This is a genomic window from Demequina sediminis (assembly GCF_039545075.1).
Taxonomy (GTDB): domain Bacteria; phylum Actinomycetota; class Actinomycetes; order Actinomycetales; family Demequinaceae; genus Demequina; species Demequina sediminis.
In genome coordinates, this window is sequence record NZ_BAABRR010000005.1 from 198,705 (window position 1) to 213,336 (window position 14,632).

At 72.1% G+C, this 14,632-nt stretch carries 7 protein-coding genes; 5 read left to right on the plus strand and 2 right to left on the minus strand.

Going from position 1 to position 14,632, the window contains the following annotated elements:
* The first annotated feature begins 263 nt into the window (after positions 1-263).
* From ABEA62_RS06535 to ABEA62_RS06545, 3 genes are all read left to right on the plus strand, one after another.
* A complete protein-coding gene (locus ABEA62_RS06535) occupies positions 264-5,564 on the plus strand; it encodes a Kelch repeat-containing protein (protein ID WP_345379190.1) in 5,301 nt (1,766 codons plus the stop codon).
* Between the two features lie 438 nt (positions 5,565-6,002).
* Entirely contained in the window at positions 6,003-7,223 is a 1,221-nt protein-coding gene (locus ABEA62_RS06540; RefSeq protein ID WP_286216493.1) for an exonuclease SbcCD subunit D, read from the plus strand.
* A complete protein-coding gene (locus ABEA62_RS06545; RefSeq protein WP_345379193.1) occupies positions 7,220-10,288 on the plus strand; it encodes an AAA family ATPase in 3,069 nt (1,022 codons plus the stop codon). Before ABEA62_RS06540 ends, ABEA62_RS06545 begins: the two co-directional genes overlap by 4 nt.
* Before the next feature lie 192 nt (positions 10,289-10,480).
* Here the strand turns inward: ABEA62_RS06545 and ABEA62_RS06550 are convergent, their stop codons facing one another.
* On the minus strand, positions 10,481-10,771 hold the full coding sequence (locus ABEA62_RS06550; protein WP_286216496.1) for a hypothetical protein: 291 nt from the start codon (positions 10,769-10,771) through the stop codon (positions 10,481-10,483).
* A 124-nt stretch (positions 10,772-10,895) separates the two neighbouring features.
* Here ABEA62_RS06550 and ABEA62_RS06555 point away from each other — a divergent pair, with 124 nt between their 5' ends.
* A complete protein-coding gene (locus tag ABEA62_RS06555) occupies positions 10,896-12,128 on the plus strand; it encodes an ATP-binding protein (RefSeq protein ID WP_286216497.1) in 1,233 nt (410 codons plus the stop codon).
* Entirely contained in the window at positions 12,125-13,216 is a 1,092-nt protein-coding gene (locus tag ABEA62_RS06560; RefSeq protein WP_345379196.1) for a hypothetical protein, read from the plus strand. Before ABEA62_RS06555 ends, ABEA62_RS06560 begins: the two co-directional genes overlap by 4 nt.
* A 60-nt stretch (positions 13,217-13,276) precedes the next feature.
* Here the strand turns inward: ABEA62_RS06560 and ABEA62_RS06565 are convergent, their stop codons facing one another.
* The gene (locus ABEA62_RS06565; protein WP_286216501.1) at positions 13,277-14,437 is read right to left on the minus strand and encodes a 4Fe-4S dicluster domain-containing protein; all 1,161 of its coding nucleotides are present in this window, start codon (positions 14,435-14,437) and stop codon (positions 13,277-13,279) included.
* Positions 14,438-14,632 lie beyond the last annotated feature (195 nt).

Below are 14,632 nucleotides of genomic sequence, written 5' to 3' on the forward strand. Positions count from 1 at the left end.
TGGACTGGTGCAATTCGGGCATCTCGGGTGTACGGTCACTAGCGAGCGGCTCGGTCGAGGGATCACCACACCGCTCAGTCCATGGGGGGATTCACCCGCCCGCCGCCCGGTTCGCCGGGCGGGCGGACGGGCTTGGCACTGCCAGCCCGGGGTGACGTCAGGAGGGGGAGCCTGACATGACCGTAGACGTCGCGACGCGGGCTGTGTTCCGCGGTTCGGATTCGACGAATCGAGCGAAGGGACTCGGACGCTGGCGGCGTTCGGTGAGCATCGGCGCCATCCTGGCGTTGCTCGTGCCCGTGGGACTGGTCGCGGCATCCGCCCCGGCCACCGCGGCCGCGACGCCCGTGCTGAGGATCAACGCCGGTGGCCCCGCCGTCGAGGCGACGGACGACGGCCCCGCCTGGGTCGAGGACAGCGGCGCCGCGCCGTCTGCCTCGTCGAATGCGGACGCCTCCGGCTCTGTCGCGATCTCGTCGGGGTCCGCCGTCTCGGCGCCCGACGGGGTCCCCGCGATCCTGTTCGAGACCGCGCGTGCCGACGGCGCCACGGGCGACCCCATGACGTGGTCGCTTGCGGCGGATCCCGGCGCGTATGAGCTGCGCCTGTACTTCGCCGAGGTCGACCCCGGCGCCCAGTCGCCCGGCGCCCGCGTCATCGACGTCGAGGTCGAGGGCATGCCGATGCTCCTGGGGCACGACACCTTCGCCGCCGTCGGCGGCAACGCCGGCCTGGTCCGCACCTTCAGGGTGACCAGCGACGGCAGCGTCGACGTGGCCTTCCTGCCGGTCGCCGGCGCGCCCACGGTCGCGGCCCTCGAGTTGGTCGCCCTGGGGGACGATGCCCTCGCGGCCACTCCCTCCGGCTTCGGCTTTGGCGACGTGGCGGTGGGCGAGAGCGCCACGACCACGGTCATGCTCTCTGCGGTGGGCACGGGACCGGTCGACGTCGCGTCGATCTCGGCCTCGGGAGACTTCAGCGTCGACACCTCGGGCCCGCTCACGGTGGACGCGTCCGGCTCCGTCGCGGTCGAGGTCACCTTCGCCCCGTCCGCCGAGGGTCTCGCGACCGGCGAGGTCACGCTCGACAACGACGGCGAGGGCGGCGCGTTGGCAATCGCGCTGACGGGCACCGGCACGCCGGGAGCGGTGGAACCGGAGCCCTCCGTGACGCCCGAGCCCTCGGTGACTCCGGAACCGTCGGTCACCCCGGAACCGACCGTCTCGCCCGAGCCGAGCGTGACGCCGTCGCCCGACCCGAGCATCGTCCCTTCTCCCGAGCCGGAGCCCGAGCAGCCCATCGCTCCCCTGCTCGCGGCCGACGCCTACTCGCTTCAGGTGAGTTCCGTCTCAAACCGCGCGGGAGCGCTGCCGCTCGACGGCGCGACCGTGAGCGGCAACGCCTACGTGTTCACGGGGCCCGACACGGACGTCTCGCAGGTGAGGTTCTGGCTCGACAACACCGCGATGAGTGGGACGCCGTATCGGCTCGAGCGCGGGGCGCCGTTCGACTTCGCCGGCTCGGTGGGCAACGGCACCACGGCGCACCCGTGGGACACCACCCCGCTCGCTGATGGCACCCACACGATCTCCGCGCGGCTCACGCTGACCGACGGCACGAACGTGGTGCACCACGCGACGTTCACGCTCGACAACGGGATCGAGGAGCCCGAGGAGCCGCCGTACAGCATCCAGTACTCGACGAGCGCAAACCGCTCCGCACCCGAGCCCCTTGACGGCGCCACGGTGGGCGGCTCGGTCTACGCGTTCACCGCTCCCGACACCCTCGTGTCGTCGGTGAGGTTCTGGCTCGACAACCCGTCGATGACGGGCAGCCCCACCAAGACCGAGACGGGGGCGCCGTACGACTTCCGCGGCTCGGCGGGCAACGGCTCGACCGCGCTGCCGTGGGACACCACCACGGTGACGGACGGCCTCCACACCATCACCGCGCGCCTCACGCACCCGGACGGCACCACCACGGTGACCACGGCATCGTTCACGGTGGACAACGGCGTGGGTGAGCCCGAGCCCACGGTGTACGACATCCTGCACTCGACCCATGCGGACCGCGGCACGCCCGCGACGCTCAACGGGGCAACCATCAGCGGCGACTCGTTCATCTTCACGGGTCCCGACACCGGGGTCACGTCCGTGCAGTTCTGGCTCGACAACACCGCGATGAGCGGCACGCCGACCAAGAATGAGGGCAGGGCTCCATTCGACTTCGCGGGATCCGCAGGCACCGGCGCGACCGCGCTGCCGTGGGACTCGACGACCACGACCGACGGCTCGCACACGCTCACGGCGCGGCTCAACCACCCTGACGGCACCTTCACCGTGGTGCACTCGGCGTTCACGGTCGACAACGGGGTGGGCGAGCCCGACCCCGACGCGGTGACGCTGATGTACAGCACCAGCGCGGACCGCTCCGCGGCGACCGAGCTCACCGGCAAGTCCGTGTTCGGGGACATCTACGTCTTCACCGCGCCGGATGCGGGGGTGAGCCAGGTGCAGTTCTGGCTCGACAACGTCGCGATGACGGGCAACCCGACCTTCACGGAGGGCAAAGCGCCCTTCGACTTCAGGGGCGGCACGGTCGCAACCGCGACGCCGTGGGACACGCGTTCGCTGCTCGACGGACCCCACACCATCACCGCGCTCATCACGATGTCGGATGGCACCACGACGACCACCACGGCGACGTTCGGCATCCACAACGCGCAGGACACGTGCTCGCCGCTCGCGTGCGAGGAGTATCTGGTCGATACCCCGTATGGCCTCGACTTCTCCGAGGAGATGGGCAAGATCGTCGACAAGAACGGCGTCGGCACCGGCTTCACCTACGTGCAGCCCACGTCGCGCGGCACGGGCTACATCCCCGAGAACCTCGAGCTCGACCTGCTCGCGGGCGACCTCGCGGTGACCACCACCGCCGGGCTGCACTATCAGTCGGCCAACGCGCTCGACAACGCGCTCGGGGTCGGCATCGACGCCCCCAGCCAGGTCTCGGTGCTGTCGACCACGATCGCCAACGTGCCCGCGGGCACGGGCAGCTACGAGCAGGCCGGACTGTGGTTCGGCATCTCGCAGGACGACTACGTGAAGGTCACGATCCAGTCCAAGCCGAACGGCACCTTCATCGAGTTCCTCGAGGAGAACGCCGGGGTGCGCGACCAGCAGGTCGAGGCTCTCCAGAACGGCGCCGTGGGACAGAACGTGTACCTGCAGCTCACGATCGACCCGTACATGCGGACCATCCAGGCCGGGTACCGGATCGGGGCGGGCTCGCTCATCAGCACCTCGGCGTTCTACGTGCCGCCGGAGTACTTCAGCTTCGACGCCGCGGGAATCGACCCGAGGATCGGCACGCGCTCGTTCGGCGGCATCATCGCGAGCCACCGCAACGCGGCCGCGCCGATGACCTACCACTTCGCGGACTTCGCCCTCGAGGAGTCGACCCAGCCCATCAACACGGGCACGGTCGCGTTCTCCCGCACGTCTCACGCGGTGGACTTCCCGTCCTCGATGGCGTGGGGCCCCGACAACCGGTTGTACGTGTCCGAGATGTTCGGCGGTCTGCACGCGCTCACCTACGACGCGAACTGGAACGTCATCGCGGACGAGGAGTTCGACGCGATCGAGCCTGCGCTCACGCTGGGCGTCGCCGTCGACCCCGACAGCACGCCCGAGGACGTGGTCCTGTGGGTCGCGCACTCGTCGCCCTCGATCAACGACGGCGCGCCCAACTCGAGCACGGTGTCGCGCCTCTCCGGTCCGGGGCTGACAGTCCGCGAGGACGTCATCACGGGCCTGCCGAGGGCGCAGGCGAACCACGCGATCAACTCGATCGAGTTCGCGCCGGACGGGCGGCTTTTCATCGCTCTCGGTGGCAACACCGGGTCCGGCGCGGCCAACGGGGCGGAGTCCGAGTTCGGGCTGCGCGCCGAGCAGCCGCTCTCCGCGGCGATCCTCGCGGCGGACGTCAAGGCGGCCGGCTTCAGCGGCCAGTGTGCGACTCCCCTGGCGGAGGACTATGCGGACCGCAGCCACCCGGACCTCTTCGAGATCCCGGCCACGTGTGACGTCGAGGTGTACGCGAGCGGGGTGCGCAACACCTACGACCTCGTGCACCACAGCAACGGTCACATCTACGCGCCCGACAACGGGCTGGGAGTGACGGGCACCTACCCGTCGAGCCCGCTCACGCCGTGCACGGACTTCATTGCCGCGACCGACGTGCCGCTGTACAACCCCGGCACGCAGGCCGACCTTCTCAACCTCATCGAGGAGGGCAAGTACTACGGCCACCCGAACCCTTACCGCAACGAGTGCGTGTTCAAGACGGGCGCGCAGCAGGGCGTCGGCACCCCGGCCAACTACGAGCCGCCGCTGTACAGCTTCGGCAACAACAGGTCCGTCAACGGCATCATCGAGTACGACGGCGCGCAGTTCTGCGGCTCGATGAACGGCGACCTGCTCACCGCGAGCTACTCGATCGGCGACTCGATCCACCGCGTCACGCTGTCCGAGGACGGGCTGTCGGTGCTCGGGTCGAATGTGATCCTCACGGGCTTCGACGACCCCTTGCCGCTCGCGATGGGACCGGACGGCGTGTTCTTCGTCGGCGAGTTCGGCGGCGCGAAGGTCACGGCACTCGTGCCCGAGAACATCGGCTGCTGGCAGGACGCGGAGCCGCTGCCCACGACCATCCTCGACGCTGGCGGCGGCGCCGTGGGCGACACGATGTACGTGGTCGGAGGCAAGAACGACACCGGCCACCAGTCCGAGGTCTACGCCTACGACACCGTCGCACGCACCTGGACCGAGGTAGCGCCGCTGCCGGGCGCCGCAGTCGAGAACCCGGCGATCGCGTCGGTCGGAGGCAAGCTCTACGCCTTCGGCGGCTCGACGGCACCGTTCTCCGGCGCCGTGTCGAATGCGGCGTCGTTCGACCCCGCAACCGGCGCGTGGACCTCGCTGCCGCCCATGCCGACGGCCCGCGGAGGTGCGGGAGCGGCGGTGGTCGACGGCAAGATCTACGTGGTGGGAGGCATGGACGCAAGCGGAACGTCTCTCGCGACGGTCGAGATCTTCGACCCCGCGACCGGCTCGTGGAGCCCCGGACCCTCGCTCACGACGCGGCGCGACAACCCCGGCGTCGCGGCTCTCGACGGCCAGGTCTACGTGGTGGGCGGCCGCGCCCGCAACGCGGACGGCTCGTCGGACGTGGTGCAGATGAACACGATGGAAATCCTCAACCCGGCCACCGGGGTGTGGACCGCCGGACCGTCGATGCCCACCGCGCGGCGCTCGCTGGGGGTCGGCACGGCGGACGGCAAGCTCCAGGTGATGGGCGGAGAGCAGTCGTCCGACGGGTCCGCCTTCGCGGCGAACGAGGAGTACGACCCGGTCACCAACTCCTGGCGGCCGATCGTCCCGCTCATCCAGGGCCGTCACGGCATGGCCGTCGCGACCATCAACGACCAGGTGCACGCCGTGGGCGGCGCGATGGTCACCGGATCCGCGTGGAGCTTCACCCACACGGTGTTCCAATACGACTAGTCCCCGGACGTCGGTGCGCCCACACCAGCAGACCCACCGGGCGTGCCGAGCGAATGGCCGCCGCGCTCTCCCTCAGCAGCGCGGCGGCCTTTCGCTGTCCCCGTAGATGGAAACCGAGCCCACCCAGCCCTCCACCCCACCCGCGCCCAGCCCTCCACCCCACCCGCACCCAGCCCCCCACCCCACCCGCGCGCTATGGGACGCCCATTGTCGGTTTCCGCGATTCGCTGCGCCCTGTGGGACATCCATGGTCGCTTGGCGGAGCATCCGGACACCTCTCCCGCCTGTTTCAGCGTTCCCTGAAACAGCGCATAGGCCACCGGTCTCCTCCGCGCGGCAGCGGTCTCACCCCCACGGTCGCCCTCCACCACGCTCGCCCACCCACCACGCCCCACCCCCACCGCAAGCGTTGTCACCCCCGCCCGCTACCCTCCGAACATGCGCCTTCTCCACACGAGTGACTGGCACATCGGCCGCACGTTCCACGGGCACTCGACGGACGAGCACCTGAGCCTGGTGCTCGATGCCTTGGCGCGCGCGGTGGCGGAGCACGCGATCGACGCGGTGATCGTCGCCGGCGACATCTTCGACTCGTCGACCCCTAAGGCGGACGCCTTCACCCTGCTTAACAGGGCGGTCGGCGCGATCCGCAACGCGGGCGCCACGGTCATCCTGACCTCGGGCAATCACGACGGTCCGGCCCGGCTCGGCCACATGGCGGAGTTCGCGGCGCACGGCGGCGTGCACCTCCGCACGCAGCTGAGCCGCCTCGCGGAGCCCGTGACCCTGAGCGACACCCACGGCGACCTCTTGATCTACGGCATCCCGTACGTCCACCCCGAGTTCCTGCGCGCCGCGTACCCGGCCTTCACCGGCGGCACGCATGCCGAGGCGCTCGCCTTCGCGATGGACCTCATCAGGGAGGACGCCGCTGCGAGGTCGGGCTCACAGCCGCCGCGCTACGTGGTCGCGTCCCACTGCTTCTGCTCGGGCGAGGGCGCCGTCACGCACGACACCACCGAGGACTCGGGCCGCGCCGAGGAGCGCGACATCTCCCGCGGCGGCCTCAACATCGTGCCGCCGAGCGTCTTCGCGGGCGCGACCTACACGGCCCTCGGCCACATTCACTCCCGCGCGACCCTCACCCCCTCCGTCCGCTACAGCGGCGCGCCGCTGCGCTTCAGCTTCGGCGAGATCAGCGGCGCCAAGGGCGCGTGGATCGTGGACATCGGCGCACCCGGGGGCGCCCCAGGCGGCGCCCCAGAAACCACGCCCGACATCACCTGGCTCGACCTCCCGGTGCCGCGCCGCGCGGTCCGCCTCACGGGCGCGCTCGAGCACCTCCTCGCGGACCCCTCCCACGCTCATGCGGAGGACGCGTGGGTCGAGGTGATCCTCACCGATGACCAGCTCCCGCGCGAGGCCATGCGCGCCCTCCAGGGCCGCTTCCCGCACGCGGTGACCCTCACGCATCGTCCCTCCACGCGCCACGACCACGGCGACACCACCTACGCGGAGCGCGTCGAGGGGCGCAGCGACCTCGAGATCGTCGACGAGTTCTTGGGCTACGTCCGCAACGGCGCCGCGCTCAGCGCCCCCGAGCGCGCGCTCGTCACCGACGCGCTGGGGGCACTCGAGGCGCGGGAGTCCGCGCGATGAGGCTCACGCGGCTCGCGCTCGAGGGGTTCGGCCCGTACCTGCGCGCTCAGGAGATCGACTTCGCGGCCTTCGACGCCGACGGCCTGTTCGCGATCACCGGCAAGACCGGCGCGGGCAAGTCGACCATCCTGGATGCGATCTGCTTCGCGCTCTACGACCGCGTCCCGCGCTACGACAAGGCCGAGCCCGTCCTGCGCAGCCACTTCTGCGGCGAGGACGACCCGACCGAGGTCACGCTCGACTACGAGCTCGGGACGCGCCGCTATCGCGTGTGGCGCTCGCCCGCGTACGCGCGCGCCAAGAAGCGCGGCAGCGGCACCACCGTCAAGCCCGCCGAGGCCAAGCTCTACGCGTGGCGCGACGGCGACTGGGAGATCCTCGCGGCACGGCCCGTCGAGGTTGCCGAGCTCATCGCCACCACGGTTCCCCTCACCGCGGCGCAGTTCCTGCAGGTGATCCTCCTGGCACAGGGCCGGTTCGCCGAGTTCCTGCGCGCGGACACCTCGGAGCGCCGCGCGGTGCTGAGGTCGCTGTTCGGCACGCAGCGCTTCGAGGATCTCGAGCTCACGATCCGCGAGGCGGCCAAGGAGGCGGAGGCGAGCGTGACCGCTGCCGATGCGCAGCTCGGCGCGCTGGTCGATCGCGCGGCCGGGGTCGCCGGGGTGGACGCCCCGCCCGCGGCCGCACGGGACGCGTTCTGGGACGATGCCCTGGCCGCGGCCGCCTCGACGGCCACCCAGGCGTCGCTCGAGCGGGCGGCGGCGAGCGAACGGGCGGAGGAGGCGGCGCTCGCGCTGTCGGCGGCTCGTGCGGTCGAGGAGGCGCGGGCGCGCCTGACGAGGGCGCGGGAGACGATGCTCGACCTCGCCTCGCGCGCCCAAGAGCACGCCGCGCGGGAGGCGCGGCTGTCGCTCGCGCGCCGTGCCGTGCCGGTCGTGGGTCCGCTCGCCGCGGTGACACGCGCCGAGGCGACCGAGGCCGAGTCCCGCGCCGCGCTCGAGAGGGCGCGCGAGGTCGCGGCGGCCGATGCCGCGGCAGGGCTGGCATGGCCCGTCACCGCAAGCGCGGCCGGCGCGGGCAGCGAGACCGCCGGGGCCGCGGGCACGCTGGTCGAGGCCGGCGAGGACGCGCTGCGCGACCGGGCGAGCGAGCTGTCGAGGGAGATCGGAGAGATGGCGGCCGCGGTGACGGCCGAGGAGTCCCTTCCCGCGCTCGAGACCGCGCGTGCCACTGCGCTCGAGGCGGTGGAGCAGGCCGAGTCCGCGCGGGCGGCCACGCACAGGGCGCTCGCGGAGCTCCCGGCACGCGAGGCGGAGCTGGGCGAGGCGAAGACCGCAGCCTCCGCGGCGGCGGCACGGGTTCAGGACCTCGAGGACGCGGTGGAGCGCGCCGAGAAGGCGGTCGCGGCCCACGCCGAACTCGCGGAGGTGGCGGCCGCGCTGGCGACCGCGACCGAGGAAGTCGCCCGCGCGGCGGCCGCGCACCAGGAGGCGGCCGCGGAGCATGCGCGGCTCGCGCTCGGCAGGCTGCGATCACAGGCCGCCCACCTCGCCGCCGATCTCTCGCCCGGCGAGCCGTGCCCGGTATGCGGAGGCACCGACCACCCCTCCCCCGCCCAGCCCTCCGACGACCACGTCACGGACGCGCAGGTCGAGGCGGCCTTCGCCCAGATCGCGCCGCGCGAGCAGCGACTCGCGGCGGCGAGGGAACGCCACTCCGAACTCGACCGCCTGCTCGCGGCCGCGCGTGAGCGGGCCGGCGAGGGAGACGCGGCGGCCGCCGAGGCCGCGCTCGTGGAGGCACGCGCGGCGCACGCGGCGGCCGTGGAGGCCGCGGCCGAGCGAGACCGGCTGGCCGCGGAGCTCGATGCGCTGGGCGCGCGCAAGACGGAACTCACCCGCGCGCTGGAGACGCAGGCCGAGGCTCTCGAAAAGGCACAGGCTCGAGCCACCGAAACGGCGACCGCACTGGACGGCGCCCGGACACGGGCAAGCCGACACCCCGAGGGCTTCGCGAGCGCGACCGCCTACGCCAGCGCGTTGAGATCCGCCAAGTCCCTCGTGGAGACGATGGCCGGCGCAACCTCGGCCGCCGAGGACGCCGCTGCGACCCTCGCCCGCGCGCGAGAAGAGCTCGCCGCGAACCTCGACGCCGCGGGATTCGCGACCGCGAACGAGGCCCGCGAGGCCGCGCTCGACCCGCGCGAGCTCGCCACGCTCGCACAAGACGTGGACGACTACCGCGAGGCGCGCGCCAAGGCCGAGGCCGTGGTCGCGGAGCTGTCCGAGCGGGAGCTCCCCGACGAGCCCGCGGACCTCGATGCGCTGTCGCATGCGGCCGCCGAGTCCGCCCGATCACGCGACGCGGCGATCGAGGCGGCGACGGGCGCGGCGGCTCGACTGGCGACACTCGAGCAGCTCCGGGCCGAATACGAGGCCCGCGGTGAGGAGTCGGCCGCCGCGCGCGCCGAGCGAGACGTGGTCGCGGTGCTCGCGGACTCCCTCGAGGGCAAGGCCCCCAACGAGCGCCGGCTGCGGCTCGAGAGCTTCGTACTCGCGTCCAAGCTCGAGAGGATCGTCGCGGCGGCGAACGCGCGCCTCGAGACCATGTCGAGCGGCCAGTACCGCCTCGAGCACGACGATCAGGCGCAGTATCGCGGCAAGGAGACGGGCCTCGCCCTGCGCATCGCGGACTCCCACACGGGCCAGTCCCGCTCGACGCGCTCGCTGAGCGGCGGGGAGACGTTCCTCGCCTCGCTCGCCCTCGCGCTCGGCCTTGCCGAGACCGTCACCGCGGAGGCGGGCGGCATCGAGTTGGGGACGCTGTTCATCGACGAGGGATTCGGCTCACTGGACGGCGACACCCTCGAGATCGCGATGTCCACGCTCGAGGACCTGCGCGACTCGGGCCGCACGGTGGGGCTCATCTCGCACGTCGAGGCGATGCACGATGCCATCCCCGCACGCCTCGAGGTCGAGAAGGCGGCGGACGGGTCAAGCCGCGTGCGCACCAGGGTCGGGTTGCAGGAGGTCGGGCTGCACACGGGAGGGGTGGCGGCCGGGTAGAGCAGCGCGCGGCGAGCGTCCCGTCCGGCCCCACCGCCGCTCCCATCCCGACTGCGACGGCCACGAGCGCAGCCGGGAGCGCCGCCTCGAGCGCGAGCACTGCCACCATCTCGAGCACGAGCTGACGCTGGCCGTGGTCTTCGACCACGGCGCGCCGGCCGGGGTGCACCTCGATGACCTTGGCAATGGTTCCTAGGCACATGACTGTTCTCCTTCGGCGGATTGAGCGAGAAGCACCAGTTCCGCGAGTTCGGCCGATGCCGCGGTCACCGCGGCGTCCACGGCCGCCTCGACCTGGGGAGACGGGGGCCCGGGGGCGAAGGTTGCCGCCTCGACGGCGATCACCACGACGTGCCGCGGGAGGGTGCCGAGCGTGCGCGAGAGCTCGACCGCGCCCGCGAGACCGAAAGCGTGGCTGCCGCCGCGACCCGCCGCGACGGACCCGTCGTGGATGGGTAGACCGGGAATGCGCATGTCGCCCATGACACGCCTCCACGATCGACGGAGGCCGCAATTGCGGGCGCGGATGAGACCTTGGTCCGGGTGATGCCAGGTAGTGGGGTGCGCGAGGATTTAGGGTGGCACCAGGCGTAGTCGGAGGCGGCACATGAGTCGGAGCGAGGGCGGCGGGCGCAGCGCGCTGGAGCGCATGCAACGCACCACGTACTTCGCCACGGGCCTGGCCGCCGCGCTCTTCACCGTGCTGTTGTCGCCGGGGCCCAACGGCGCTCTCGCGCAGATGGACCAGCTCCGGGCTCCGTTCGGGCTGTACACGGTCGTGGTGGGCGCGGCCATTCCGGCGAGTTACGCGGTGCTCGCCTTCGTGGTGAGCATACGGACGATGCGCGTGCTGGTGACCGCATGCGCCGCCGGCTTCGTACTCGCGCAGCTGCTGTGGATTCCGGCGATGACGGGCGAGGTGCTCGCCGACGGCGCGGCGCCCTGGCTGCAGGGGTACGGCGCGATTCACGCGACCATGCTCGCTGTCGCGTGGAACCGGCCAGCGGTGTGGGTCTTTCCGGTGATGCAGTGGCCGCTGGTCGCGACGGTCGAGTACCTCGCGAGCGGGGGCAACCTCGAGCAGTCGGTGCTTGACGGGATGGGCGCGATGGTGACGTCCCTGGTGCTTGCCGGCGCGGGCGCCGGGGTCGTGACGGCGGCGGCGCGCCAGGACCTGGAGGCCGAGCGGGCGCGCGCGCAGGCGGCGCACGAGGCCTCGCTGCGCACCGGCGAGCGCGAGCAGGCGCGCATCAACGCGCTGGTGCACGACGACATCATGTCGGTGCTGCTCGCGGCGGTGCGCACGCCGGTGTCGGCCGGTGCGGCTGCCGGGTCGCTGGCTCCCTCGCCCGCGGTGTCGGAGCAGGCACGTAAGGCGCTCTCGGCGGTGGCCGCGATCCGCGGCTCGCGCTCGCGCGAGGCGCCCTATCCCCCGCACGAGCTCGAGGCGGTGCTGCGCGTCACGGCCAACGAGGTGTCCGAGGACATCGTGATGAGCTCCCGCGTCTCCACCGATGCCCCGGTTCCGGCCGCCGTGGTGGCCGCCCTCGCGGAGGCGACGGGTGAGGCGCTGCGCAACAGTGTGATTCATGCGGGTGGGCCAGATGACGCCGTGGTGCGGTCTTTGGATGTCGCGATCCGCGACGGCGAGGTGTGGGTGAGCGTGAGCGATGACGGCCGCGGCTTCACGCCCAAGACGGTGCCCGCGCGCAGGCTCGGGCTCGCGGTGAGCATTCACGGTCGGATGAACGCGCTGCCGGGTGGCGGCGCGCGGGTGACCTCGGCTCCGGGGGCGGGCACCACCGTTGAGTTGTGGTGGCGTGCGGAGGACGGGCGATGAGTCTGAGCGGGTCGGGAGCGGCCGATGCTCGGGGGGCCGGGGTGCGCGGCGCCGGGGTTCGCGGCACCGCCGAGCGCGCGACCGGCGCGGACATCAGCGAACTGCTGGGCCTGCACACGCGCGGCGCTCGGCTGATCCTCGCCGTGTACGTCGCGTCGAATCTCGCGTTCGCCGCCAGCACCGCGTACGTGCTCGACCATCCGTGGGCATCGTTCCTGGCGGTGGGGCTGGTCACCGTGGGCGGCATCGTGGTGACGCGGCCACAGCCGGACCCGTTCGCGCTCCGGCTCACGCTCGTGGTGCTCGCGATCGTGGTCGTGTCCTCCCTGCTGGTCTCGTACGCGCTGCCCGACGAGGGCACGCTGGGCCGCGCGACGTGGCACCTGGGGGCGAACACCTGGTTGCTGTGGTTCCTCATCCTGCGGCGGCGGATTCTCCTGGCGTGGTGCGGTGGGATCGGGATGCTCGCGGTGACGGTCGTGTGGGCGGCGGTCGCGGGGCGCGGCGCCCTCGCGGGGCTGCTGCTCGCGAGCCCGCAGGTGCTGCTGCTTGCGATCGCGACGCTGTTCGGCAGCGCGCTGAGGAGGTCGGCGGCACGGATCAACGCGCTCGCACAGCGCTCGGTGGACGCCGCGGCGGCGGCGGGCGCGGTGGAGGCGGCACGCCGCATTCAGGACCAGCGGGCCGACGAGCTCGCGGAGGTCGCCGTGCCCGCCCTCACCGCGATCGCGTCGGGCGAGCCGCTGACGGAGGCGATGCGCCGGGACATCGTGCACGTCGAGGCGCAGTTGCGGGACTCCGTGAGGGGGCGCGCGCTGGCCATGCCGCCGATCGTCGAGGCGGCGAAGCGGGCGCGCGAACGTGGAGTAAACGTCACGCTGCTCGACGACCGCGGCGCGGCGCTGTCCGGGGCACAGATGCTCACGATCATGGGCGCCACGCAGCGCGCGCTCGACGCTGCGCGGGGCGGCACGGTGACGGTGCGGCTGCTGCCGGTGGGACGCGACGACCTCCTGACGATCGTCGCGCAAGACGAGGAGTCGACCGAGCGCGTCGCGGTGCCCGCGGCTGCGGTGGGTGGCGAGTAGGCGCTGGCGGGTGGCCGGTCGCGGTCACCGTCGCGGTCGCGGCCACCGGCGCGGGGCCGCTCACCCGGCCGCCGTCTTCATCCTCCCCAGCGCCGCGGCCTCCTCGGTGATGTCGATTCCCACGGGACACCACGCGATGCATCGGCCGCAGCCCACGCAGCCGAGCATTCCGAACTGGTCCTCCCACGTCGCGAGTTTGTGCGTGATCCACTGCCGGTAGCGCGCCTTCACGTCCGCACGGAGGGGGCCGCCGTGGATGTAGCTGAAGTTCTCCGAGAAGCACGAGTCCCACACGCGGTGCCGCTCACCCGAGGTGCCGGCGAGGTCGCTCGTGTCCTCAACCGTGGTGCAGAAGCACGTGGGACACACGAGGGTGCAGTTGGTGCACGCCAGGCAACGGCTCGCGACGTCCTCCCAGCGCGGGCTCTCGGCTGAGGCGATCAGGACGTCGTGGATGGTCGCGGTGTCGATGGCGCGGCTCTGGCGGGCGGCCGCGGCGTCCGTGACGGCGATCGCGTCCGCCCTGTCCGGTTCCGTGCCCTCGCGCGCGGCGATCGCGTCCGCCACCTCGCGACCCCGCTCCGTACCGATCTCCACGATGAACCGGTGCCGCTCCGGCATGCCCGGATCGACCTCGGTGAGGAGGAGGTCGTATGCGGCCTCGCCGGTTTCGTTGGTTGTCGCGGCCGGGCGGGGGCCGGTGCCCATCGAGGCGCAGAAGCATGTCGCGGCCGGCTCGCCGCACGCGACCGCGACCGTGAAGGTGCCTTCGCGACGCGAGACATAGTGCGCATCGGTGAACCGGCGGTTGGCCAGGACGCGATCATGGACCTCAACGGCGCGCAGGTCGCAACTGCGCACGCCGAGGAGTGCGACGGGTTGCTGATCCGGGGCGTCGCGCTCGACTGTGAAGTGGCCGCCGTCTGCGGCGTCACGCCGTCCCCGCCAGATCACCTCCTCCGCCGGGAAAAACACGGGCTTGGTGGACTGCGCAGGGTCAGCGAAGCCGAAGTACGCGCCGTCGTCCCGCTGTCGCAGCCGATAGCGGCCGGGCTCCTGTTCGTCGCCGACACCCCGCGGCAGGTCCGCGGCCGCGGCAATGTCCGCCGTGACGATCGCATCGCCGCGGACGGTCGGCCCGACCAGGCGGTAGCCGCGGTTCTGCAGCTCGACGATGAGTGCGTCGAGGCCGGACGGTTCGAGGATCCTGATGGCATCCATGACACGCCTCCGCATTCGACGGAATGCCGGGATCTGGTGCGCGTCAGGGACCTTGGTCCGGGACGATGTGGGCTGCTTCGCTGATTTCGGACAGCGGAGTTGGTGGTTTCTCTTACGCTGCCAGGGCTGGCTGTCGGTAACTGTAGTGGACCTCGTCGGGGCGCTGGTAGCCGAGTGCGGAGTGGCGTCGGCGGC

What these genes read in the sequence shown, in the direction of transcription:
- ABEA62_RS06545 (WP_345379193.1), top strand. Translation starts at nt 7,220, where the DNA reads ATGAGGCTCACGCGGCTCGCGCTCGAGGGGTTCGGCCCGTACCTGCGC.
- ABEA62_RS06565 (WP_286216501.1), bottom strand. Translation starts at nt 14,437, where the DNA reads ATGGATGCCATCAGGATCCTCGAACCGTCCGGCCTCGACGCACTCATC.
- ABEA62_RS06555 (WP_286216497.1), top strand. Translation starts at nt 10,896, where the DNA reads ATGAGTCGGAGCGAGGGCGGCGGGCGCAGCGCGCTGGAGCGCATGCAA.
- ABEA62_RS06560 (WP_345379196.1), top strand. Translation starts at nt 12,125, where the DNA reads ATGAGTCTGAGCGGGTCGGGAGCGGCCGATGCTCGGGGGGCCGGGGTG.
- ABEA62_RS06550 (WP_286216496.1), bottom strand. Translation starts at nt 10,771, where the DNA reads ATGGGCGACATGCGCATTCCCGGTCTACCCATCCACGACGGGTCCGTC.
- ABEA62_RS06540 (WP_286216493.1), top strand. Translation starts at nt 6,003, where the DNA reads ATGCGCCTTCTCCACACGAGTGACTGGCACATCGGCCGCACGTTCCAC.